Origin of the sequence: Tabrizicola sp., assembly GCF_016792905.1 — a bacterium.
In the GTDB taxonomy this organism is placed as follows: domain Bacteria; phylum Pseudomonadota; class Alphaproteobacteria; order Rhodobacterales; family Rhodobacteraceae; genus Tabrizicola.
Genome location: NZ_JAEULP010000078.1, coordinates 1 through 19,146 on the forward strand (window position 1 = coordinate 1; position 19,146 = coordinate 19,146).

25 protein-coding genes and 1 tRNA gene are annotated in these 19,146 nt (G+C 67.1%); 14 read left to right on the forward strand and 12 right to left on the reverse strand.

Features of this window, described 5'->3' with window-relative positions; translation table 11 throughout:
- Positions 1 to 272: EamA family transporter (locus JNL31_RS16235; RefSeq protein WP_294975470.1), on the reverse strand; the 272-nt coding region annotated here is incomplete at its 3' end.
- Between the two features lie 65 nt (positions 273 to 337).
- The gene (locus JNL31_RS16240) at positions 338 to 730 is read right to left on the reverse strand and encodes a DUF2147 domain-containing protein (RefSeq protein WP_294975472.1); all 393 of its coding nucleotides are present in this window, start codon (positions 728 to 730) and stop codon (positions 338 to 340) included.
- Positions 731 to 870: 140 nt separating this feature from the next.
- On the opposite strand from JNL31_RS16240, the gene hisA reads away from it, so the two are divergent.
- Positions 871 to 1,590, forward strand: a complete 720-nt coding sequence (gene hisA / locus JNL31_RS16245) for a 1-(5-phosphoribosyl)-5-[(5-phosphoribosylamino)methylideneamino]imidazole-4-carboxamide isomerase (RefSeq protein ID WP_294975474.1) — start codon at positions 871 to 873, stop codon at positions 1,588 to 1,590.
- 63 nt (positions 1,591 to 1,653) lie between these two features.
- Here the strand turns inward: hisA and JNL31_RS16250 are convergent, their stop codons facing one another.
- Positions 1,654 to 2,544: a hypothetical protein gene (locus tag JNL31_RS16250; protein ID WP_294975475.1), complete on the reverse strand. Its 891-nt coding sequence runs from the start codon at positions 2,542 to 2,544 to the stop codon at positions 1,654 to 1,656.
- Positions 2,545 to 2,760: 216 nt separating this feature from the next.
- Between JNL31_RS16250 and JNL31_RS16255 the strand changes: the two genes are divergently transcribed.
- The 3 genes from JNL31_RS16255 to JNL31_RS16265 all read left to right on the forward strand — a co-directional run bounded on the left by JNL31_RS16255 (position 2,761) and on the right by JNL31_RS16265 (position 4,407).
- The gene (locus JNL31_RS16255) at positions 2,761 to 3,210 is read left to right on the forward strand and encodes a DUF2867 domain-containing protein (RefSeq protein WP_294975476.1); all 450 of its coding nucleotides are present in this window, start codon (positions 2,761 to 2,763) and stop codon (positions 3,208 to 3,210) included.
- A gap of 122 nt (positions 3,211 to 3,332) precedes the next feature.
- Positions 3,333 to 4,094 carry an imidazole glycerol phosphate synthase subunit HisF gene (hisF, locus tag JNL31_RS16260; protein WP_294975479.1) on the forward strand — a complete coding sequence of 254 codons (762 nt, stop codon included), beginning with the start codon at positions 3,333 to 3,335 and terminating at the stop codon, positions 4,092 to 4,094.
- A gap of 7 nt (positions 4,095 to 4,101) precedes the next feature.
- A complete protein-coding gene (locus JNL31_RS16265) occupies positions 4,102 to 4,407 on the forward strand; it encodes a phosphoribosyl-ATP diphosphatase (RefSeq protein ID WP_294975482.1) in 306 nt (101 codons plus the stop codon).
- Positions 4,408 to 4,477: 70 nt separating this feature from the next.
- Here the strand turns inward: JNL31_RS16265 and JNL31_RS16270 are convergent, their stop codons facing one another.
- Entirely contained in the window at positions 4,478 to 4,885 is a 408-nt protein-coding gene (locus tag JNL31_RS16270) for a CoA-binding protein (protein WP_294975485.1), read from the reverse strand.
- A 154-nt stretch (positions 4,886 to 5,039) separates the two neighbouring features.
- Positions 5,040 to 5,837 (reverse strand): 23S rRNA (guanosine(2251)-2'-O)-methyltransferase RlmB, encoded by a 798-nt coding sequence (gene rlmB, locus JNL31_RS16275; RefSeq protein WP_294975487.1) that lies wholly within the window; start codon positions 5,835 to 5,837, stop codon positions 5,040 to 5,042.
- 120 nt (positions 5,838 to 5,957) lie between these two features.
- Between rlmB and JNL31_RS16280 the strand changes: the two genes are divergently transcribed.
- The 4 genes from JNL31_RS16280 (at position 5,958) to JNL31_RS16295 (ending at position 8,377) form a co-directional block, all read left to right on the forward strand.
- Positions 5,958 to 6,041 (forward strand) — tRNA-Tyr (locus JNL31_RS16280).
- Between the two features lie 171 nt (positions 6,042 to 6,212).
- Positions 6,213 to 6,551: a cupin domain-containing protein gene (locus JNL31_RS16285; protein WP_294975489.1), complete on the forward strand. Its 339-nt coding sequence runs from the start codon at positions 6,213 to 6,215 to the stop codon at positions 6,549 to 6,551.
- A gap of 63 nt (positions 6,552 to 6,614) precedes the next feature.
- Entirely contained in the window at positions 6,615 to 7,406 is a 792-nt protein-coding gene (locus JNL31_RS16290; RefSeq protein ID WP_294975491.1) for a dimethylarginine dimethylaminohydrolase family protein, read from the forward strand.
- Positions 7,403 to 8,377: a hypothetical protein gene (locus tag JNL31_RS16295; RefSeq protein WP_294975494.1), complete on the forward strand. Its 975-nt coding sequence runs from the start codon at positions 7,403 to 7,405 to the stop codon at positions 8,375 to 8,377. Before JNL31_RS16290 ends, JNL31_RS16295 begins: the two co-directional genes overlap by 4 nt.
- Positions 8,378 to 8,380: 3 nt before the next feature.
- Here the strand turns inward: JNL31_RS16295 and JNL31_RS16300 are convergent, their stop codons facing one another.
- Positions 8,381 to 8,956, reverse strand: coding sequence for a tyrosine-protein phosphatase (locus JNL31_RS16300; RefSeq protein ID WP_294975497.1), 576 nt, complete (start codon positions 8,954 to 8,956; stop codon positions 8,381 to 8,383).
- 84 nt (positions 8,957 to 9,040) lie between these two features.
- Positions 9,041 to 9,640: a LysE family translocator gene (locus JNL31_RS16305; RefSeq protein WP_294975499.1), complete on the reverse strand. Its 600-nt coding sequence runs from the start codon at positions 9,638 to 9,640 to the stop codon at positions 9,041 to 9,043.
- A 73-nt stretch (positions 9,641 to 9,713) separates the two neighbouring features.
- On the opposite strand from JNL31_RS16305, the gene JNL31_RS16310 reads away from it, so the two are divergent.
- Entirely contained in the window at positions 9,714 to 10,166 is a 453-nt protein-coding gene (locus JNL31_RS16310) for an Lrp/AsnC family transcriptional regulator (protein WP_294975502.1), read from the forward strand.
- Here the strand turns inward: JNL31_RS16310 and JNL31_RS16315 are convergent.
- The gene (locus JNL31_RS16315) at positions 10,163 to 10,453 is read right to left on the reverse strand and encodes a 4a-hydroxytetrahydrobiopterin dehydratase (protein WP_294975504.1); all 291 of its coding nucleotides are present in this window, start codon (positions 10,451 to 10,453) and stop codon (positions 10,163 to 10,165) included. The two genes, JNL31_RS16310 and JNL31_RS16315, sit on opposite strands and share 4 nt — an antisense overlap.
- Positions 10,453 to 11,274, reverse strand: coding sequence for a phenylalanine 4-monooxygenase (gene phhA / locus JNL31_RS16320; RefSeq protein ID WP_294975506.1), 822 nt, complete (start codon positions 11,272 to 11,274; stop codon positions 10,453 to 10,455). Before phhA ends, JNL31_RS16315 begins: the two co-directional genes overlap by 1 nt.
- A 93-nt stretch (positions 11,275 to 11,367) precedes the next feature.
- Between phhA and JNL31_RS16325 the strand changes: the two genes are divergently transcribed.
- Genes JNL31_RS16325 through JNL31_RS16335 form a run of 3 tightly spaced genes read left to right on the forward strand, consistent with a single transcriptional unit; the run spans position 11,368 to position 13,364 of the window.
- A complete protein-coding gene (locus JNL31_RS16325; protein ID WP_294975508.1) occupies positions 11,368 to 11,847 on the forward strand; it encodes an Lrp/AsnC family transcriptional regulator in 480 nt (159 codons plus the stop codon).
- Between the two features lie 54 nt (positions 11,848 to 11,901).
- A complete protein-coding gene (locus JNL31_RS16330; protein ID WP_294975511.1) occupies positions 11,902 to 12,354 on the forward strand; it encodes a thioesterase family protein in 453 nt (150 codons plus the stop codon).
- Positions 12,351 to 13,364 (forward strand): GlxA family transcriptional regulator, encoded by a 1,014-nt coding sequence (locus JNL31_RS16335; RefSeq protein ID WP_294975513.1) that lies wholly within the window; start codon positions 12,351 to 12,353, stop codon positions 13,362 to 13,364. The genes JNL31_RS16330 and JNL31_RS16335 overlap by 4 nt, the downstream gene beginning before the upstream one ends.
- Here the strand turns inward: JNL31_RS16335 and JNL31_RS16340 are convergent.
- Together JNL31_RS16340 and JNL31_RS16345 are read right to left on the reverse strand one after the other, a co-directional pair.
- Positions 13,361 to 15,124 carry a monovalent cation:proton antiporter-2 (CPA2) family protein gene (locus tag JNL31_RS16340; RefSeq protein ID WP_294975515.1) on the reverse strand — a complete coding sequence of 588 codons (1,764 nt, stop codon included), beginning with the start codon at positions 15,122 to 15,124 and terminating at the stop codon, positions 13,361 to 13,363. The two genes, JNL31_RS16335 and JNL31_RS16340, sit on opposite strands and share 4 nt — an antisense overlap.
- 124 nt (positions 15,125 to 15,248) lie before the next feature.
- On the reverse strand, positions 15,249 to 16,121 hold the full coding sequence (locus JNL31_RS16345; RefSeq protein ID WP_294975517.1) for a LysR substrate-binding domain-containing protein: 873 nt from the start codon (positions 16,119 to 16,121) through the stop codon (positions 15,249 to 15,251).
- A 108-nt stretch (positions 16,122 to 16,229) separates the two neighbouring features.
- Between JNL31_RS16345 and JNL31_RS16350 the strand changes: the two genes are divergently transcribed.
- The gene (locus tag JNL31_RS16350; protein WP_294975519.1) at positions 16,230 to 17,171 is read left to right on the forward strand and encodes a DMT family transporter; all 942 of its coding nucleotides are present in this window, start codon (positions 16,230 to 16,232) and stop codon (positions 17,169 to 17,171) included.
- A gap of 39 nt (positions 17,172 to 17,210) precedes the next feature.
- Here JNL31_RS16350 and JNL31_RS16355 read toward each other — a convergent pair whose 3' ends face one another.
- Positions 17,211 to 17,624: a VOC family protein gene (locus tag JNL31_RS16355; RefSeq protein WP_294975522.1), complete on the reverse strand. Its 414-nt coding sequence runs from the start codon at positions 17,622 to 17,624 to the stop codon at positions 17,211 to 17,213.
- Between the two features lie 224 nt (positions 17,625 to 17,848).
- Here JNL31_RS16355 and JNL31_RS16360 point away from each other — a divergent pair, with 224 nt between their 5' ends.
- On the forward strand, positions 17,849 to 19,138 hold the full coding sequence (locus JNL31_RS16360; RefSeq protein ID WP_294975525.1) for an O-acetylhomoserine aminocarboxypropyltransferase/cysteine synthase family protein: 1,290 nt from the start codon (positions 17,849 to 17,851) through the stop codon (positions 19,136 to 19,138).
- The last annotated feature ends 8 nt before the right edge of the window (positions 19,139 to 19,146 follow it).

Sequence of the window (19,146 nt, forward strand, 5' to 3'; positions counted from 1 at the left end):
CCGGTGATCTGCCCCTGCGCCAGCACGAACAGCGTGAAGGGCACCGCGTTGTTGAGACAGCCCATCATCAGGAGCGCGGGCCACACTCTGCGAGGCGGCAGCGCCGCCCCCGTCGCGCGCACCACGCCCCACAGGATCAGCGCCGCAAGGCCGACCCGGCCCCAGACCACCGTCAGCGGCGGCAGGCCCGCGAGGGCCAGTTCGTTGAACAGAAACGACCCGCCCCAGAGCAGGGACAGGGTCCAGAGCAATAGCCAGTCACTGCCGCGCATCGGTCGCCTCCTGCCCGCGCGACCCTGCCCCGGCGCACGGCGAAAGGCGACCCGGAATCTGCGTCTTACTTCACCCGCTTCCAGGTGCCGCCGTCGCGGCAGATGCCCAGCACGCAGCCCCTTACCTTCAGGCTGTCGCCCGACAGCGTCATGTCGCCGTTGTAGGTCTTGTCGCGGTCCGGCGAATAGATCTGCCCGTCGTCGTAAAGCCCGTCGGGATAGGCCACCATGTCCCAGACGATCTGGCGGCCGATGTTGTCGCTGGCCTTTTCCTTGCCCGCGCTGTCGAAGGCCTTGATCAGCACCCCGCAGAACGCAGGCCCGCAGGGCTTGATCTGCACATAGCCGAAATTGCCGTTGTCGTCCTTCTTCGTCTGCCAGACCCCCTCCACCGGGTCGGCCCAGGCCGCGCCCGCCAACATCGCCAGCCCGACGGCAAAAGCGAAAACCTTCATCATGCGTCCTCCTCGCAAGTCTCCTCGGGCCGACTTTGCCCCAGCCGCGAATCCGATCAAGCGTGACGTCGGGTCGCGCGCCGGTCTTTTCATTCCGCGCGCCCCATGCCAAAGACCCGGGCGACCCGAGCCGGAGCGCCCTGATGATCCTCTACCCCGCCATCGACCTGAAGGACGGCCAATGCGTCCGGCTTCTCCGCGGCGAGATGGCGGCCGCCACCGTCTTCGGCGACGACCCGGCGGCGCAGGCGCTGAAGTTCCAGGTGGCAGGCTGCGAATGGCTCCATCTCGTCGACCTGAACGGCGCCTTCGCGGGCCAGCCGGTGAACGGCGCGGCGGTGGAAGCGATCCTCAAGGCGGTGAATGTTCCCGCCCAGCTCGGCGGGGGCATCCGCGACATGGGCACAATCGCGATGTGGCTGGAAAAGGGCCTGTCGCGCGTCATCCTCGGCACCGTCGCCGTGGAAAACCCCGCCCTCGTGCGTGAGGCGGCAAAGGCCTTCCCCGGCAAGGTCGCCGTCGGCATCGACGCCCGCAAGGGCCGCGTCGCGACAAAGGGCTGGGCGACCGAGACCGACGTGATGGTCACCGACCTCGCCCGCAGTTTCGAGGACGCAGGAGTCGCCGCCCTGATCTACACCGACATCGACCGCGACGGCGCGATGCAGGGGCCGAACATCGAGGCCACCGAAGCCCTCGCCCGCGCCGTCGCCATCCCGGTCATCGCCAGCGGCGGTGTCAGCCGCATGGCAGACCTCATCGCGCTGCGCGACACCGGCGTCATCGCGGGCGCGATCTCCGGCCGCGCGCTCTATGACGGGGCGATTGACTTGACGCAGGCGCTCACCGCCCTCAAGGCCTGACCGGACGCTCCTCGTTCGCCTTCGGCTTCTCGTCGCAAAGCGCCCCCGCGAGGAGGGACGAAGTCACCGACGAGCGTCCCTGACCGCCCGCCACAGCGCCCAGACCCACAGCCCCAGCCCGACCGGCCCATAGCTCATCGCCAGCCATTCGTTGCCGGGAAAGCCCGGACCACCCCGCACCAGTTGCCCGGCCAGCACCGTGGTCACGGTCGGCAAGGCCAACCACCAGACCCTCGCCCCGGCATGGCCGAACCCCGCCGCCTCTGCCGTCGCCCGCCCGCCCCGCCGCATCGCCCACAGCGTCAGCCCGATCATCACCGGCACCAAAAGCCGCTTCGGCTGCGGGTCGGCGACCAGCTTCAACCCCCACAATCCCAGCGTACCAAGCGCAAGCCCCCAGACCAGCCAGCGCGGGGCCTCGGCGCGCGGTCCCGGCCGGTCAAGCCAGAGATGCCCCGCGATGGCGACCCCAAGGAACGGCAACTGATAGGCCAGCACCGCCCCCAGTCCCGGCAAGTCCGACCGCACCGTGGGAAAATACCCCGCGTTCACCGCCCCCGCGACCACCAGCGCGGGCACCGCCAGCCACAGCCCTCGCCCGCCCAGCCGCAGCGCCGCGATGGCCGCCAGCACCGTCAGCGGCATGTGCCAGGCCAGCGGCACCCAGACCAGCGTCACCGGCACCCCCCACATCATCGTGTCGACCACCACGCCTTCGATCAGGAATCCGAAAAGCGCGCCGCAAAGCACGAGCCCCGGCAACCCCGAGGCCCTTGTCACCTGCGCCGCCGCCAGCACCGCCGCAAAGACGGTCGCATAGACCAGCACCGTGACCGCCAGCGTCACCGGATCGCCCGGCACCGGCGGAAACCCCCAGAACAGCGCCTCCGACGCCCAATATCCCGCCATGCCCAGGGCCAGCGCCTGCATCAGGAAGCGGATCGTCTCTCGCATCGCGGCCCCCCATCTCCGGTCATCCTGCGCGACAAGCCCGAAGCATGGCAATCGTCAGAAGGGCAATACCTTCCCGCCGAGGCGCGCCGCCACCGCCAAGCGCCTCCCTTCCCCCTCTGTGGGGAGGGGATGGGGGAGAGGGCACCGCTGCGCCACCCAAAACCCGCGACCGAACGCGCCCTTCCCATACCCCGCACTTTGCGTCACCCTTCCCGCATGATCCGCACCGACACCTTGCCCCCCGCTTCCGCGCTCTGGACCCTCCACCGGCCCGGCGACTTTCTCGACTGCTATTCCGTCGCCTCCACCCTCTCCCCGCGCGAAGCCGCCGAAAAGGGGTTGGCGCTGCCCCGCTGGGCCGCTGGCCTCCTCGCGCTCCGCAACACCCTTGTCCGCCCCTTCGGCCTGAAGACCGGCGCGCCGGACACGCCGATCTTCCCCACCTGCCTCGAGTCCGAACACGAATTGGTCCTCGGCACCGACGACCGGCACCTGAACTTCCGCATCGGATTGATCCGGGCCGGGGGGCGTCTCTACATGTCGACCTGGGTTCATCCGCACAATGTCTGGGGCCGCGCCTATCTGCGGCTGGTGATGCCCTTCCACATCCTCATCTCGCGCGGGGCGGTGGCGCGGATGGCGACGGACGCTAGGGCCAGACGTTAAGAAACGCCTAACGTCCGCTGGCAACCTATTGAAATCAAAAGCTCGACAATTCTGTCCACCGTGGACACCGCTCCTTTCGAACCCGCTTGCTTTTCCGCCCCGCCCGGGCCATTTCTGCCGCCATGCTGAAAACCCGCATCATCCCCTGCCTCGACGTGGCCGACGGTCGCGTGGTGAAGGGCGTCAACTTCGTCGACCTGATCGACGCAGGCGACCCGGTGGAGGCCGCGAAAGCCTACGACGCCGCCGGGGCGGACGAGCTCTGCTTCCTCGACATCATGGCGACCGAGGACAACCGCGCCACGATGTACGATCTGGTGACCCGCACCGCCGAACAGTGCTTCATGCCGCTGACCGTCGGCGGCGGGGTCCGCACGCCCGAGGATGTCCGCAAACTGCTTCTGGCGGGCGCCGACAAGGTCAGCTTCAACTCCGCCGCCGTGGCCCGCCCGGATGTGGTGGCCGAGGCCGCCGACCGCTTCGGCAGCCAGTGCATCGTCGTCGCCATCGACGCGAAGACGGTAGAGCCGGGCCGCTGGGAGATCTTCACCCATGGCGGCCGCCGCGCGACAGGCATCGACGCGGTCGGTTTCGCCCGCACCGTCGCCGCCAAGGGGGCCGGGGAAATCCTGCTGACCTCGATGGACCGCGACGGCACCCGCGCCGGGTTCAACCTGCCCCTGACCCGCGCCATCGCCGATGCCGTCGACATCCCCGTCATCGCTTCCGGCGGGGTCGGCACGCTCGACCACCTGGTCGAAGGCATCACCGAAGGCCATGCCTCCGCCGTCCTCGCCGCCTCGATCTTCCACTTCGGCACCTTCACCATCGGCCAGGCCAAGGCCCATATGGCCGCCGCCGGCATCCCCGTTCGATTGACGTGAGGTGGGCATGAGCCTGGAAAAACTCGCCGCCACCATCGCCGCCCGCAAGGGGGCCGACCCGGAGACGTCCTGGACTGCCAAGCTCCTGGCCAAGGGGCCGGAGAAATGCGCCGAAAAGTTCGGGGAAGAGGCCGTCGAGGCGATCATCGAGGCCGTCAAGGGCGACCGTGCCCGCCTCACGTCTGAAGCCGCCGACGTGCTCTACCATCTCCTCGTCATGCTCGCCGCGCGGGATGTGGCGCTGGCGGACGTGCTGGCAGAGCTTGACCGGCGCGAAGGAACGTCGGGGATCGCCGAAAAAGCCGGGCGCTGACCCGATTTCTTCAAAGAAATCGGGGCAGCGCCTTCAAAGGCTCCGACCCGGACCTTTCAAGAGGTCCGCGCTACAGCCCCAGCCGCGGGATTTCGATCGCCGGGCAGCGGTTCATCACCACCTGCACCCCCGCCGCCCGCGCCCGCAAGGCCGCCGCCTCGTCGACAACGCCAAGCTGCATCCAGACCACCTTCGCGCCCACGGCAATCGCCTGGTCAACCACCGCCCCGGCCTCTTCACTGCGGCGGAAAATATCGACCATATCGACCGGACCCGCCTCGGCCAGGCTCGCCACCACCGTCTCCCCCAGCGCCTCCTGCCCGGCCTGTCCGGGGTTCACCGGGATCACCCGATACCCCCGGCGCTTCAGGAAAGCTGCGACCCCGTGGCTCGGGCGGTCGGGCTTCGGCGACCAGCCGACCAGCGCAATGGTTTTCACAGATGTCAGGATGTCGCGGATCTCGGTATCGGTCGGCATGGCTACTCCGGAAAGAAAAAGGCGCCCAAGGTGATCCTCAGGCGCCCAGTCGCGGAACGAGGGACAGTGAAGAGAGTACGGGGTTCCGGTCCCGTGCTCCCTTTGTCATTTAGAAAGCCAAAGCCCCGGTTAAAGCCCTGTCGCAGAGATGTGATCACGCCTTGACCTGCGCCGAGGCCGCATAAAGCGACACCGCCGCCGCGTTCGAGACGTTGAGGCTGCCGAAGGCACCGGCAAAGGGAATGCGCGCCAGTACATCGCAGGTCTCCCGCGTCTTCTCCCGCAGGCCCGGCCCTTCCGCGCCCAGGACCAGCCCGATCGGTCGTCCGCCCACCCCCGCCACCGCTGCGTCCAGCGTGACCGGCGCCTCGCCATCCAGGCCGATCAGGGTGAAGCCCATGTCTTTCAGGGTTTCCATCGCCTCGGCCAGGTTCGTGACCTTCAGATAGGGCTGCCGCTCCAGCGCACCGCTGGCGGTCTTCGCCAAAGCCCCTGTCTCCGGCGCGGAATGATGCTTCGGCGCAATCACCGCCCGCGCCCCGAACACCTCGGCCGAGCGCAGGATCGCCCCCACGTTGTGCGGGTCCGTCACCCGGTCAAGGAGCACGACCAGGGGCAGCCCGTCGCCCGCCGCACAGACATCGGCGAACCGGCCCCAGTTCAAGGGCTTCACCTCGACCGCCGCGCCCTGGTGGACCGAGCCTTCGTCGATCGGCACATCGAAGCGGCGCGGCTCCACCACCTCCGGCGCCATCCCCGACGCCGCAACCGCCGCCTCCAGCTTGTCGAGCGCGTTCTTCGTCACCACCAGCCGCAGCTTCTCGCGCCGGGGGTTCATCAGCGCATCGCGCACCGCGTGCAGGCCGAAAAGCCAGACGGTCTCGCGCGCATCGCGCTTCTCGCCGCGTTCCTTCTCGACCACCCAGGCCGGCTTCTGTCCGCCCGATCTCATCTGGAAACCCCCGAAAATCCGGCCCGGACAGTGCGGCAGCCGGGCCTGCCGATGCAAGCCGAAATCTTCCGCGTTCAACCCTTGACGCCCCCCGCCCCCGCGAGTAGACGAACCCCCGGCGGGCGACGAGCTGCAAGGTGCGGCAGGGGACTGTAACTCCCCCGGGGCGACCCACGCCTGGTTCGATTCCAGGGTCGCCCACCATTTCCATGGTGATGAATGACTTGGGCTGCAAATCCCGCAGGTGGGCCGCCAAGATGGGACACATCCTGCGGCTCGTGGCCGAACATCCCCCAGGCTGATGCAGGCATGTCGGGACTCGCCCCCGGTTCTGCCCTAGGATGGCGCGACTGCATCCTGGACAGCGAGTGAGCCATGCCCTTCCCCGATTTCATCCTGAGCTTTCCCGGCATCGAAGTTCCCTTCCCGGAAGATGTCGTGCACACCTCCGCCATCCGTTCCGACGCGGGCCTCGTCGCCTTCTTCTCGTTCAAGAAGGACATGATCCTGCCGATGCATTCGCACGGAGCGCAGTGGGGCTCGGTCCTGGAAGGCGAGATCGAATTCACCATTGGCGGCGTGACCCGGACCTACGGCCCCGGCGACAGCTACATGATCCCGGCGGGGGTGGAACATGGCGCGAAGATCAAGGCAGGAACCCGCGCCATCGACGTCTTCGAGGAACCCGATCGCTACCGGCTGAAGCCCCGCTGACCGCACCCCCTTGCACCATCCCCCCCGAGGGTGCGACACAGTCGCCAGCTTCCGGGGTCCGCCATGTCCTTCTCCACCCATTTCACCCATGCCATCACCCGACGCCCGGCATCCTCGATCACCCGGGGCCTGCGTGCCGTCGACACCGGCACCCCCGATCTCGGCCTGATGCAGGCCCATCACGCCGCCTACATCGCCACCCTGCGCGAAACCGGCGCCACGGTCGTCGAGCTCCCGGCGCTTGACGCCTACCCGGACTCGGTCTTCGTCGAGGACACCGCGCTCTGCCTGCCGCAAGGTGCGGTCATCCTGCGGCCGGGCGCGCCCTCCCGGCTCGGCGAGGCGGCGGAAATGGCGCCGCACCTGCGCGCGCTGTATCGCGATGTGGTCGCGATCGCCGGCGCGGACAACTTCATCGAGGGTGGCGACATCCTTGTCACCGAACGCGAAATCCTTGTCGGCCGCTCGGCCCGCACCAATGCCGCCGGGATCGCCGAACTGGCCCGCCTGGTCACGCCCTGGGGCCATGCCGTGCGCGAGGTTCACACACCCCCCGGCGTCCTGCATTTCAAGACCGACTGCTCGCTTCTCGACGCTGACACCATTCTGTCGACGAAGCGCCTCTCCGCCTCGGGCTGCTTTGCAGGCTACAAGGTCATCGACGTGGCGGACGGCGAGGAAGCCGCCGCCAACACCATCCGCTTCAACGATCTTGTCCTGATGCCCGCAGGCTTCTCCCGCACCCTCGACGCCATTGACGCCGCTGGCTTCACTGTCCGCGAAATCGGCAATTCCGAATGCGCCAGGCTTGACGGCGGCATGTCCTGCCTGTCCCTGCGCTTCACGCCCAGATGAGCTTCAACCTCCTCGCCATTGGGCAGGCCGGGCGGCTGGAGCATGAGGCGATCCTTCTCGCGGCCTCGCTGCGTCTCTCCGACCCCGGCTTCACGGGAAGGCTCTTCATCGCCGAACCGCAGCCCGGCCCGAAATGGCGCGAGGATCCCCGGATGTCCGACCGGGCACGAAAGGCGCTCGTCGGCCTCGGCGTCACCCTTCTGCCCTTCGAGACCCGCGCCTTCGGATCGGACTACCCGCATGGCAACAAGATCGAAGCGCTGGCTGCCCTGCCCGACGCGCCCTTCCTGTTTCTGGATACCGATACCCTGATCACCGGCCCGCTCTCGGCCATCCCCTTCGACTTCCTTCGCCCCTCCGCCTCGATGCGGCGCGAGAACACCTGGCCGAAAGTCGAACTTTACGGCCCCACGGCGACCGAGACCTGGAAAGCGCTCTATGATCGCTTCGATCTCGACTTTGCAAGCTCGCTCGACCTGGCCCACCCCGAAGACTACTGGCAGCGCTTCCTTTACTTCAACGCGGGCTGGTTCTTCCACGAAAGCCCCCGCGCCTTCGGGAACCGCTTCCTGGCCTGGGCGAAGGACATCCGCGACAACCCGCCCGCCGAACTGGTCTGCCAGGAGCTTTACCCCTGGCTCGACCAGATCACCCTGCCGCTCGTGGTCCATTCCTTTGGCGGCGGGCGTCCCGGGCCGGAGCTCGCTCCACTGGACGGATCGGCGACCTGCCACTATCGCACCTTGCCGCTCCTCTATGCCCGTGACGGTGATCGGGCAGTCGAGGTGCTGGAGGCTACCGCCGCCGACGCCGCCCTGCGCTCGGTGTTGCGCCACTGGGGCGCGTGGAAGCGGATGGTGCTTCAGGGCGAAGGCGCCAAGGCCCGGGTGCTGTTTGACCGGGCAAACCTGCCCCGCCGCGAACAGGCGCTCCGCAATACGTTGAAACGCGAAGGCTTGTGGGTGCGCTAGGCCTCAGCTTTCGACGAATCCCAGCCCCGGCTCCAGTTGTTCCCAACTTTGGTCCATCGGCCAGGCATCCGACAGCGCGGGCACCGCAAAATGACCGAACCACAGCGACAGCTGCCCCTCTGCCGTCTCCTCGTCCGCCCCGCTGATCGCGGCCAGGTACAGCGACATCGCCAGCCCCGTCCGGTCCGACCCATGCCGACAATGCACCAGAAGGGGCTTCGGCATCGCACGCATCAGCGCGATCAGACGCGCGGCATCTGCGGCGCTTAACTCCTGCGAAGCGTTCATCGCGAAATCCGCATGGGTCAGACCCAACGCCGCGCTGGCAGCAAGCTCCTCGTCATACCAGGCCTCGCCGGGTGCGGCTCCACGCAGGTTCAGGATGCTCTGGATACCATAGCCTGACCGGTAGGCCGCAATGTCGTCCTTCGACACCTGCGCCGAGCGGTAGACCTCATCCGCCACGACCTGATGGAAGTTGCCGCTGACCTGAAGATAGCCAAGGTAGACGATCAAAGCCGCCACCGCCGCCCCGCCGACACCCAGCCCGCCCCGCACGAATCGCTTTGCCCAAGCCATGTGAATCCCCTTGCCACGGGCTCCCAACTGGACTGTGACAGGGCAGCCGACAATAAGCGGCTGTAGCGTGCGGCTCTTCTCGGCCTAGATTTCCATTACGACCACCGGCCAGAGCGACAGCACCAGAAGCCCCGCCATCCCCCAATTGAAGGCGCGAAGCCGCCCCGGCCCCTCCAGCCAGCGCCGGACGGTCTGACCCGCCCCGGCCCAGACCGACACCGAGGGCAGGTTGACCAGCGCGAAGACCCCTGCCACCGCCGCATAGGCCAAAGGCGAAGGCTCCGCCACGTAGGCCGAGACCGCGCCCAGCGCCATGGCCCAGGCCTTCGGGTTCACCCACTGGAAGGCGGCGGCCTGCAGGAAGGTCATCGGTGCCGGTTTGGCGCGGCCCTCACCCGGAGCGCCGGAATTGGCAATCTTCCAGGCGAGCCACAGCATATAAGCCACCGACGCCACCTTCAGCGTCAAAAGCGCCGGAGGCCAAGCCTTGAACACCCCGGCCAGACCCAGCCCCACCAGGAACACCATCAGCGCATGGCCAAGGCTGATCCCCAGCATATGCGGCACCGTCCGGCGAAAGCCGAAGTTCACCCCGCTCGCCAAGAGCATCATGTTGTTCGGCCCCGGCGTGACTGAGGTGACGAAGGCAAAGCCCAGAAGGGCGAGGAACAGTTCATGTGTCATGCCCACAATTCTGCAGCGCCCGCAGAGGCGAAGGATTGCAAAGATGCGGCGAACTTGAATATCTTCGCAACAAATGGGCAATCTTGACGACATAGACCACCGGATATTGCGCGAGCTAACCCGCGACGCCCGCCAGCCGAACCTTGCGCTGGCCGACCGCGTCGGCCTGTCCCCCTCGGCCTGCCTGCGCCGGGTGCAGGCGCTGGAAAAGGCGGGCGTCATCAAGTCCTACCGTGCCGTCCTTGATCCGGCGAAACTCGGGGTAGGCTTCGTGGCCTATGTCACGGTCGGCCTCGGCTCCCACACCAAGGCCGCGCAAGAGGCCTTCGAACGCGCCGTCTCCCGCGCGCCCGAGGTCCGGGAATGCCACAACATCACCGGCACGGTGGAATATCTCCTGCGCATCGAATGCGCCGACCTTGCCGCCTTCAAGCACTGGCATACCGAGGTGCTGGGCACCCTGCCACAGGTCCGCGCCATCACCACATTCGTCGTGATGGGCAGCCCGAAAGACGACCGCGCCTAACCGACCAGCCGGTCGAACCCCTCCGCCGCCGCGAAATCCGCCTCGGTCAACCCACCGGCGTCATGCGTGGTCCAAGTCACGCGGCAATAGCCCCAGCCAAAGGCGATGTCGGGGTGATGCCCGGTCTTCTCGGCGTACCAGGCCAGAAGGTTCGCAAGTTGAACCGGCTTGGCATAGCCCTTGAAGGCGAAACTGCGGGTGATGCTGCCCGCACCCTCGCCCAGCGCCCAATCTCCGTGCAGGCCCGCCATGCGCGCCCGGCACGCCTCTGGACCCAGCCGCTCCATCACGCGCTCTCCAGCTTCGGCGGATACTTCGGCGCATGCAGCCCCAGCTTCCGGGCGGTCGCCACATCGGCCAGCAGGTCCCGCTCGGCGGCGGCAAACAGGTCATCCAGCCGCTCGATCACGAAATAGACCGGCTGGTGGATGTCGATCCGGTAGGGCGTGCGCAGGATGTCGATCACGTCGAAGGGCCGCAGTTCCGGCTGCCCATCACCCAGCCCCACCGACCACAGCAGTTCCGAGGGCGACGACGCCAGGCCCGACCCCAGCGTCTTCGTCACCCCGTCCTCGATGGTCAACCCGAACTCGATGGAGAACCAGTAGAGGCGGATCAGCCAGGCATAGTCTTCCTTGGAACAGCGCAACCCCGCCTGGCCGATGGCCTGCGAAAACCCGGCAAAGCGCGGGTCGGTCAATAGCGGCGTATGCCCGAAGATCTCGTGAAAGATGTCCGGTTCCTCGATGTAGTCGAAATCCTTGCGGCTGCGGATGAAGCTGGCCGCCGGGAACGACCGCTCCGCCAACATCGCGAAGAACCGCCCGAAGGAAATCAGCGCCGGGACCGGGACCACTTGCCAGCCGGTCAGCGCCCGCAACTTCCGCGACAGGTCCGGGCATTGCGGGACGCGCGTCCGCGGCATGTCCAGCATATCCAGCCCCCGCAGGTAGGGCGCAGCCGCGTGACGCTGCACCATCGGCCATTGCCGGGCGACCAGATCGCGCCAGACGGCATCCTCGTCCTCGGAATAGTCGATATATCCCGCCGCGTCCGGCAGTTTTGCGGCATAGCTTGTCGGCATGGCGGCGCCCTCCTGAGCGGTCATGGTTCCAGTTTGCGCGATTCCTCGGGAAATTGATTTCTTTCTCGGCCGAGTTTACCAATATTGGGGCATGCAGTTCCAAATTTTGGCACATCCATGCAATCCAGTTCCCAATATCCTCTCGACGACGTCGACCGCCGGATCCTGTCGGCCTTGCAACGTGACAGCACGCTCTCGGTTCAGGCGCTGGCCGACATCGCGGGCATGTCGCCCTCGCCCTGCTGGCGCCGCGTCAGGGCCCTGCGCGAGGCGGGCGTGATCCGGGCCGAGGTCGCCCTCCTCGATCGCCGCAAGCTGGGCATGCCGGTCCTCGCCTATATCCACCTCTCGCTGATCGACCATTCCGAAGCCACGATCCGCAAGCTCGATGACTTCACCAGAGCGCAGGACCGGATCGTGGAATGCGCCACCATCACCGGAGCCGACGACTACATGATCAAGGTCATGGCCCGCGACCCCGAGGATCTGGAGCGCTTCCTGATGCGTGACCTCCTCGCCCTAGGCGTCGTCCGCTCCTCCACCACGCACTTTGTCCTGCGCCAGACCAAGTACACCACCGCCGTCCCGCTGGACTGACGCGGCAACCCATGCCAAAACGCGGCAGACCTGTCGCAAAAGGGGATACGGGGAATGACCGTCTGCTTCACCACCGACCGGATGCTGCATTTCGGCGATTGCGACATCTCGGGCACCGCCTATTACCCGGCCTACCTCAACATCCTGAACGGCGTGGTCGAGGAGTTCTGGGCCCATATCGGCTGGCCCTGGCACGAGATCATCTGGAACGAGCGCTGGGGCACCCCCACCGTCCATCTGACCTGCGACTTTTCCAAACCCTCGTTCTTCGGTGACACGCTGACCTTCCGGCTGACCATCCTCAAGGTCGGCAAGTCCTCGGTCCGCCTGCGCCATACCATCCACTGCAGCGAGGAACACCGCTGGTCGGTGGAACAGGTGCTCGCGGCAAGCTGGCTGGACAAGCACACCTCGATGCTCTGGCCCGACGAGGTCAAGGCCAAGCTCGAAAGCCTGATGTCGCCCCCCGAACCCGACCGTCGCGCCGTCGGCGCCCCCCGGCAATGAGTGCTGACAGCACACAGCCCCTGATCCCCGCAGGTGCGGCCTATTTCCGGCCCGCCCGCGTCGATGCACCCACCCGTGCCTTCGACTTCCTGATCTGCCCGACCTTCACCCTTCTCGCCTTCGCCTCGGCGGTGGAACCGCTTCGCATCGCCAACCAGCTGTCGCAGCGCCCGCTTTACGCCTGGCGCACAGCCACGGCTGACGGTCGGCCCGCCACCAGTTCCTGCGGCCTGACCGTGCAGGTCGACGGCCCCCTTGGCACCCCGTCGCGGGACACGACCCTTGTTGTCTGTGCCGGCAACCAGCCCGAAATCGCCATCACCCCCAACATCGTCGCCGCAGTGCAGCGCCATCACCGCCACGGCGGCCGGATTTGCGGCCTGTGCACCGGTCCCTTCGCCCTGGCCAAGGCGGGCCTCCTGACCAACCGCCGCTTCACGCTCCACTGGGAAAACCAGCCCGCCTTCCGCGAGATGTTCCCGACCCTCACCCCCTCGGAAACCAAGTTCGAGATCGACGACCGCGTCATGACTTGCGGCGGCGGGGCGGCGGCGACCGACCTGATGATCGACATCATCGCCCGCGACCAGGGTGAGGCCTTTGCCAACATGGTGCTGGACATGTGCCTAAGGCGCGTCGCCATCGGGCGTGATCCCGGCCAGCGCTCGTCGCTTTCCGCAGTCGCGCAGCTGCGCAATCCGGGCCTTGCCGCGATGGTCGAGCTGATGAAGCGCCACATCGAAGACCCCATGTCGATGGAGGAGCTTTCCACCCGCATCGGCTATTCCCGCCGCAACGTCGAACGCATCTTCCGCAAGGCGCTTGGCCAGGCCCCGGCACGGTTCTACCTCGACATGCGGCTCGACCACGCCCGGAACCTCCTGTCCGGGACCGACCTCAGCCTGTCGGAAGTCTCTGCCGCCTGCGGTTTCGCCACAAGGTCGCATTTCTCCAAAGCCTTCACCGCGCGCTTCGGCACCGCGCCGAGCCGGTTGCTCGCCCGGCTCTAGCTTGCGGTCTGCACCGTGTGCTCCGCATTGCCGATGATCAGGCTGCGGCCGGAATAGATGTCGCCCGCCGTCTGCAGGGCCAGACGTTCGGCATCGCGCCTGCGGATGCCCTCGGCCACCTCCTCGATCTCGTCCGGGTCCACCCCCAGCACTTCCAGCGCCTCGCCCCCCAAGGCCAGCGCCGAATGGAACACCTCGCGCATATGGTGGTCGACGCCCTCCTTGATCAGCTCCAGCACATGCGCCCGGTCCCAGGCCCGGGCCAGCACCACCGCATTCGGAAACTCGTGTTTCACCAGCTTCGCGATCCGCGTCGTCACCTCCTGCTTGTCGGTCGCGATAAGCACCGCCCGCGCCGTCTCCGCCCCGGCCGCCTTCAGGATGTCCAGCCGCGTCCCGTCGCCGAACCAGACCTTGAAGCCGAAGGTCTCCGCCGCGCGGATCATCTCGGGGTCGTCGTCGATGATGTTGATCTGGCATTTCCGCGCCAGAAGCGGCTGGCAGGCGATCTGCCCGAACCGTCCGAAGCCGATGATCAGCACCTGCCCCGACAGCCCGTCCGGCGCCTCGACCCCTTCCGTCGATACCAGGGCGGCGGGCTTCAGCCGGTCATGCAAAATCAGCATGAGCGGCGTCAGCGCCATCGAGATGATGACGATGGCGTTCAGAAGCGCAGTCTCGCGCGGCCCGAGCAGCCCGAAGGTCAGCGCCGAGGAATAGAGCACAAACGCGAACTCGCCGCCCTGCGCCATCAGCACCGTCCGCTCCAGCGCCTCGGCCCGGCCCACCTTCGATTTCCAGCGCGCCACGACATAGATGATCGCCGCCTTCAGCACCATCAGCGCCACCACGCTGACCGCGACCAGCTGCCAGTTTCCGGCGATGACCTTCAGGTCCAGCGCCATGCCGACCGCCACGAAGAACAGGCCCAGAAGGATGCCGCGGAACGGCTCCACATCCGCCTCCAGCTGGTGCCGGAAGCTCGATTCCGACAGAAGCACCCCGGCCAGGAACGCCCCCATCGCCGTCGACAGCCCGCCCAGTTGCAACCAGAGCGCAGAACCCAGGACCACAAGCAGCGCCGCCGCCGTCATCACCTCCCGCGCCCGCGAGGCCGCGAGCAGCCGGAACATCGGGTTCAAGAGGTACATCCCCGCCACCACCAGCGCCGCAATCGCCCCGAGGCCGATCCCGATCCCGATCACCCGGTCGACCAGTGTCACATCCTCGCCCCCCGGCGCCAGGAACGCCACCAGCGCCAGCAGGGGCACGATGGCCAGGTCCTCCAAGAGCAGGATCGACACGATCCGCTGCCCCTTCGGCGCCGAAATGTCGCCCCGCTCCTGCAACATCTGCATCACGATCGCGGTAGAGGTCAGGGTGAACCCGGCCCCGGCGATCAGCGAGCCCGCATAGGGATAGCCCAGCGCCACGCCCACCAACGGCAGCAGGGCAATGCACAGAACCACCTGCATCAGCCCGATGCCGAAGATGTCCCGCCGCATCGCCCAAAGCTTCGACGGCTCCATCTCCAACCCGATGACGAACAGGAACATCACCACGCCCAGCTCGGCGACATGCAGGATCGCCATCGGGTCCGAGAAGAGCCGCAGCCCGAATGGCCCGATCACCAGCCCGGCGGCCAGGTAGCCCAGCACCGACCCCAGCCCGATCCGCTTGAACACCGGCACCGCGACGACCGCCGCGCCCAGCAGCGTCACCACCGAGACCAGATCAACGCCTGCCGATTCCGCTGCCATGTGCCTCTCCCTTTGCCAAAGGCCAGAGTTGGCCGGGCAGGCGGCGATGGCAACCGCTTTTCAGGCCACCATCCGGCAATCCCGGACGCCCGCGCCGCGCCGGATCGTCAGCCGCCCGGAAAGATCATCCGGCACGCAGATTGTCGATGCACCAGAGCCAGACCGCATCGGCTGCCGATCTGGCTGCAGCGGAGCGCTTCCGCACAAGGTAATAGTCCGGCCCCGCCCGCAACGACCGCTCGGAAATCCGCACCAGGCGCCCCGATGTCAGATCTCCGGCGACAAAGCCCAGACTTGCGACGACCGCCCCCTGACCGGCCAGCGCCGCATCAATCGCCAGCGTCGTCAGGCTGTAGCGCGGGCCCGGCAAGGCCAGGGCCGTGTTCAGGAACCGGGGCCAGTTGTCGAAACAGTGATGCACCAGCGGCAAAGCCTCCAGGGCGTGATCGTCCAGCGGCAGTGCCCGGCCCCCGACCAGCGCCGGGCTGGCCACCGCGACGATCTCCTGCGGCACCAGCAGCACCGCCTCCACGTCCGGCGGAACCGGCGGTCGCATCAGGCCGATGGCCAGATCCACCTCGCCCCGGGCGAAATCCGGCATGTCCTCATCGGCGATCGTCCGCAACTCGACCCCCGGCAGCGCCTCCTGCAAGGCCGCGATGCGCGGGATCAGAAGTCGCGTCGCCACTGTCGGCGTGACGCTGATCGTCACCCGGTCCGAGGGCCTTGCCAGCCGCTCCGCCGCCTCGCCCAGCACGTCGAAGGCGCGGCTTACCTCGGTCAGGAAGGCGCTGCCCTGCGGCGTCAGCTCCAGCCCGCGCGACAACCGCCGGAACAGCGCCTGCCCCAGATGATCCTCCAGCGCCCGCACCTGCTGGGCCACCGCGCCTTGCGTGACGCCAAGCTCATCCGCGGCCACCCGGAAGTTCAGCCGCCGTCCCGCCGTCTCGAAGGCGCGCAGCGCGTTCAGCGGGGGAAGCTTGCGACGGGGAAGCATGGGGCGGCCTGACAGCAGATTTTCTACAGCCTGACAGTTTTCCTTCTGGCGCGAAAGCCCCGGCGAATCGCGCTAGAAACTCCGCAGGAAACTGAACGAGGCATCGCCATGACCCGCGCCTATTTGGCCCTTGTGCTTGTCGGGCTAGTCTGGGGATCGAACTACATCTTCATCAAGATCGCCTCCGGGGTGCTGCCGCCGATGCAGATCGTGCTTTTGCGGGTCGCCGCGGGCTTCCTGCCGCTTCTCCTCGCCGCCTGGGCAACCGGCGCGATCAGCCACACCCAACTGCGCCACCTGCCGCATTTCGCCGTCATGTCGGTGCTGGCAACCTCGTTCTACTACTACGGTTTCGTCGCGGGCACCGCGCTTCTGCCCTCCAGCGTTGCGGGTCTTCTGGGCGGTGCTATTCCCATCGTCACCTTCCTGACCTCGCTCCTCTTCCTGCGCTCCGAACGGCCCAACCGGCTGATGGGTGCCGGGGTCGCCCTGGGCTTCGTCGGCATCCTCCTCACCGCGCGACCCTGGGAGAACGGCGCCACGATCTCGACCACCGGCGTCCTCTGGGTGCTGGCCGGTGTCGCCAGCGTCGGCGTGTCCTTCGTCTATGCGCGGCGGTTCCTCGCGCCCCTGGGCCTCAAGCCGCTGGCGCTTGCCACCTGGCAGACCGGCCTTGCGCTGCTGACCCTTGCCACGCTGACCGACACGACCGGCATGTCCGTCATCCTTGACCAGCCCCGCGCCCTTGCGGCGCTGGTCCTTGGGCTTGGCGTCCTCGGCACCGGGCTCGCCTACCTGATCTACTATTACATGGTGCAGCAGCTTGGCGCGGTCGGTGCCTCGGGCGCGACCTACCTGCCCGCCGTCGTGGCCCTGCTGATCGGTGCCAGCGTGGGGGAAAGGATCACTCCCCTGGAAATCGCCGCGCTGGTCCTGATCCTTGGCGGCGTGGCGCTGATCCAGCTCGGATCACGACATCAACTGCTCGCAAGGACCGTAGCCGCCACCCCAGCCTGGCCCGAACCGGCACAGGCCAATCCCGTCCGCTAGCTCTCCGGCAGAGGCACCTCCAAGGCGGGAAACCGCACCTCAAGACGCGAAGGCCTCGTCCATGCTTCGGAACCCCTTCACCTCGATCGGGTTGCCGCTCGGATCGCGGAAGAACATCGTCCATTGCTCCCCCGGCTGGCCCTGAAACCGGACCTGTGGCGGCAGTACGAAGTCGGCCCCCGCCGCCGTCAGCCGATCCGCCAGCACCTGCCAGTCCGGCAACAGCAGGACCAGCCCGAGATGCGGCATCGGCACCATATGGTCGCCGACCTTGCCAGTGTTCGTCGTGGCAAATGGTGTGCCCAGATGCAGGCTGATCTGGTGGCCGAAGAAGTCGAAATCGACCCAGGTTTCGGTGCTGCGACCCTCGCGGCACCCCAGCACCCCGCCGTAGAAGGCGCGGGCCGCGTCAAGGCTGGTGACATGGTAGGCCAGATGGAACGGGGTCAGCATCGTGCGGGGCTCCGGAATGACGAAACCCACTCCAAGCATGGAACCCGCAGAGATCGCAACGATCCTTCTCCACTACCCTGCGGCCAGAGATGAAGATTCCGTAAACGCCCACAGCCAAGCCATTGATTTCCCAAGATCGGCCAAGCCTGTCCTGCGTGGACAGCTTCCCGTTGCCAGTCGCCCCGATCCCCCCTACCCTCGCTCCCAATCCACAGGAGGACCCCATGACCGACCGACCCCTCGGCTTCGACACCCTCGCCATCCACGCCGGAACCGCGCCCGACCCGGCCACCGGCGCCCGCCAGGTCCCGATCTACCAGACCACCGCCTACGTCTTCCGCGACGCCGACCACGCCGCCAAACTCTTCAACCTGCAAGAGGTGGGCTACATCTACTCCCGCCTGACCAACCCCACCGTGTCCGCTCTCGCCAACCGGGTTGTCGCGCTCGAAGGCGGGGCGGGCGGCATCGCCTGCTCCTCCGGCCACGCAGCGCAGATCATGGCGCTTTTCCCGCTGATGCAGCCGGGGCGGAACGTCGTGGCCTCGACCCGGCTTTACGGCGGCACGATCCAGCAGTTTTCCAACACGATCCGCAAGTTCGGCTGGTCGGCGAAATTCGTCGACTTCGATGATCCGAAAGAGATCGAGAAAGCCATCGACGCCGACACCCGCGCCCTCTTCTGCGAGACGATCTGCAATCCCGGCGGCGCGCTGTCCGATCTCGACGCCATCGCCCGCGTGGCGGATCAGGCCGGCATCCCGCTGATCGTCGACAACACCACCGCCAGCCCCTACCTCTGCCGCCCGATCGAACACGGCGCGACCATCGTCGTTCATTCGGCCACCAAATACCTGACCGGCAACGGCACGGTCACTGGCGGGATCGTCGTCGATTCAGGCAAGTTCAACTGGTCCGCCGACGACAAGTTCCCCTCGCTCTCCCAGCCCGAGCCCGCCTACCACGGCCTCGTCTTCCACCCGACCCTCGGCAACATGGCCTACACCTTCCACTCCATCGCCATCGGGCTCCGCGACCTTGGCATGACGATGAACCCGCAGGGAGCCCACTACACCCTGATGGGGATCGAGACGCTGTCCCTGAGGATGCAGCGCCATGTCGAGAACGCGCAGATCGTGGCCGAATGGCTGGAGCAAGACCCGCGGATCGGCAAAGTCACCTACCCCGGGCTGAAGTCCTCGCCCTACTATCATCTCGGAAAGATGATCACCCCGAACGGCCCGGGGGCGCTTTTCACCTTCCAGGTCAAGGGCGGCTACGAGGCCTGCGTCAAGCTGATCGACAACGTGAAGCTGTTTAGCCACGTCGCAAACCTTGGCGATACCCGCAGCCTGATCATCCACTCGGCCTCGACCACCCACCGGCAGCTTTCCGAGGAAGCGCAGATCAAGGCTGGGGCGGCGCCGGACCAGGTGCGCGTCTCGATCGGGATCGAGGATGTCCGCGACATCATCGCCGACCTTGACCAGGCGCTGGCCAAGGCGACCGCCTGACAACAAGC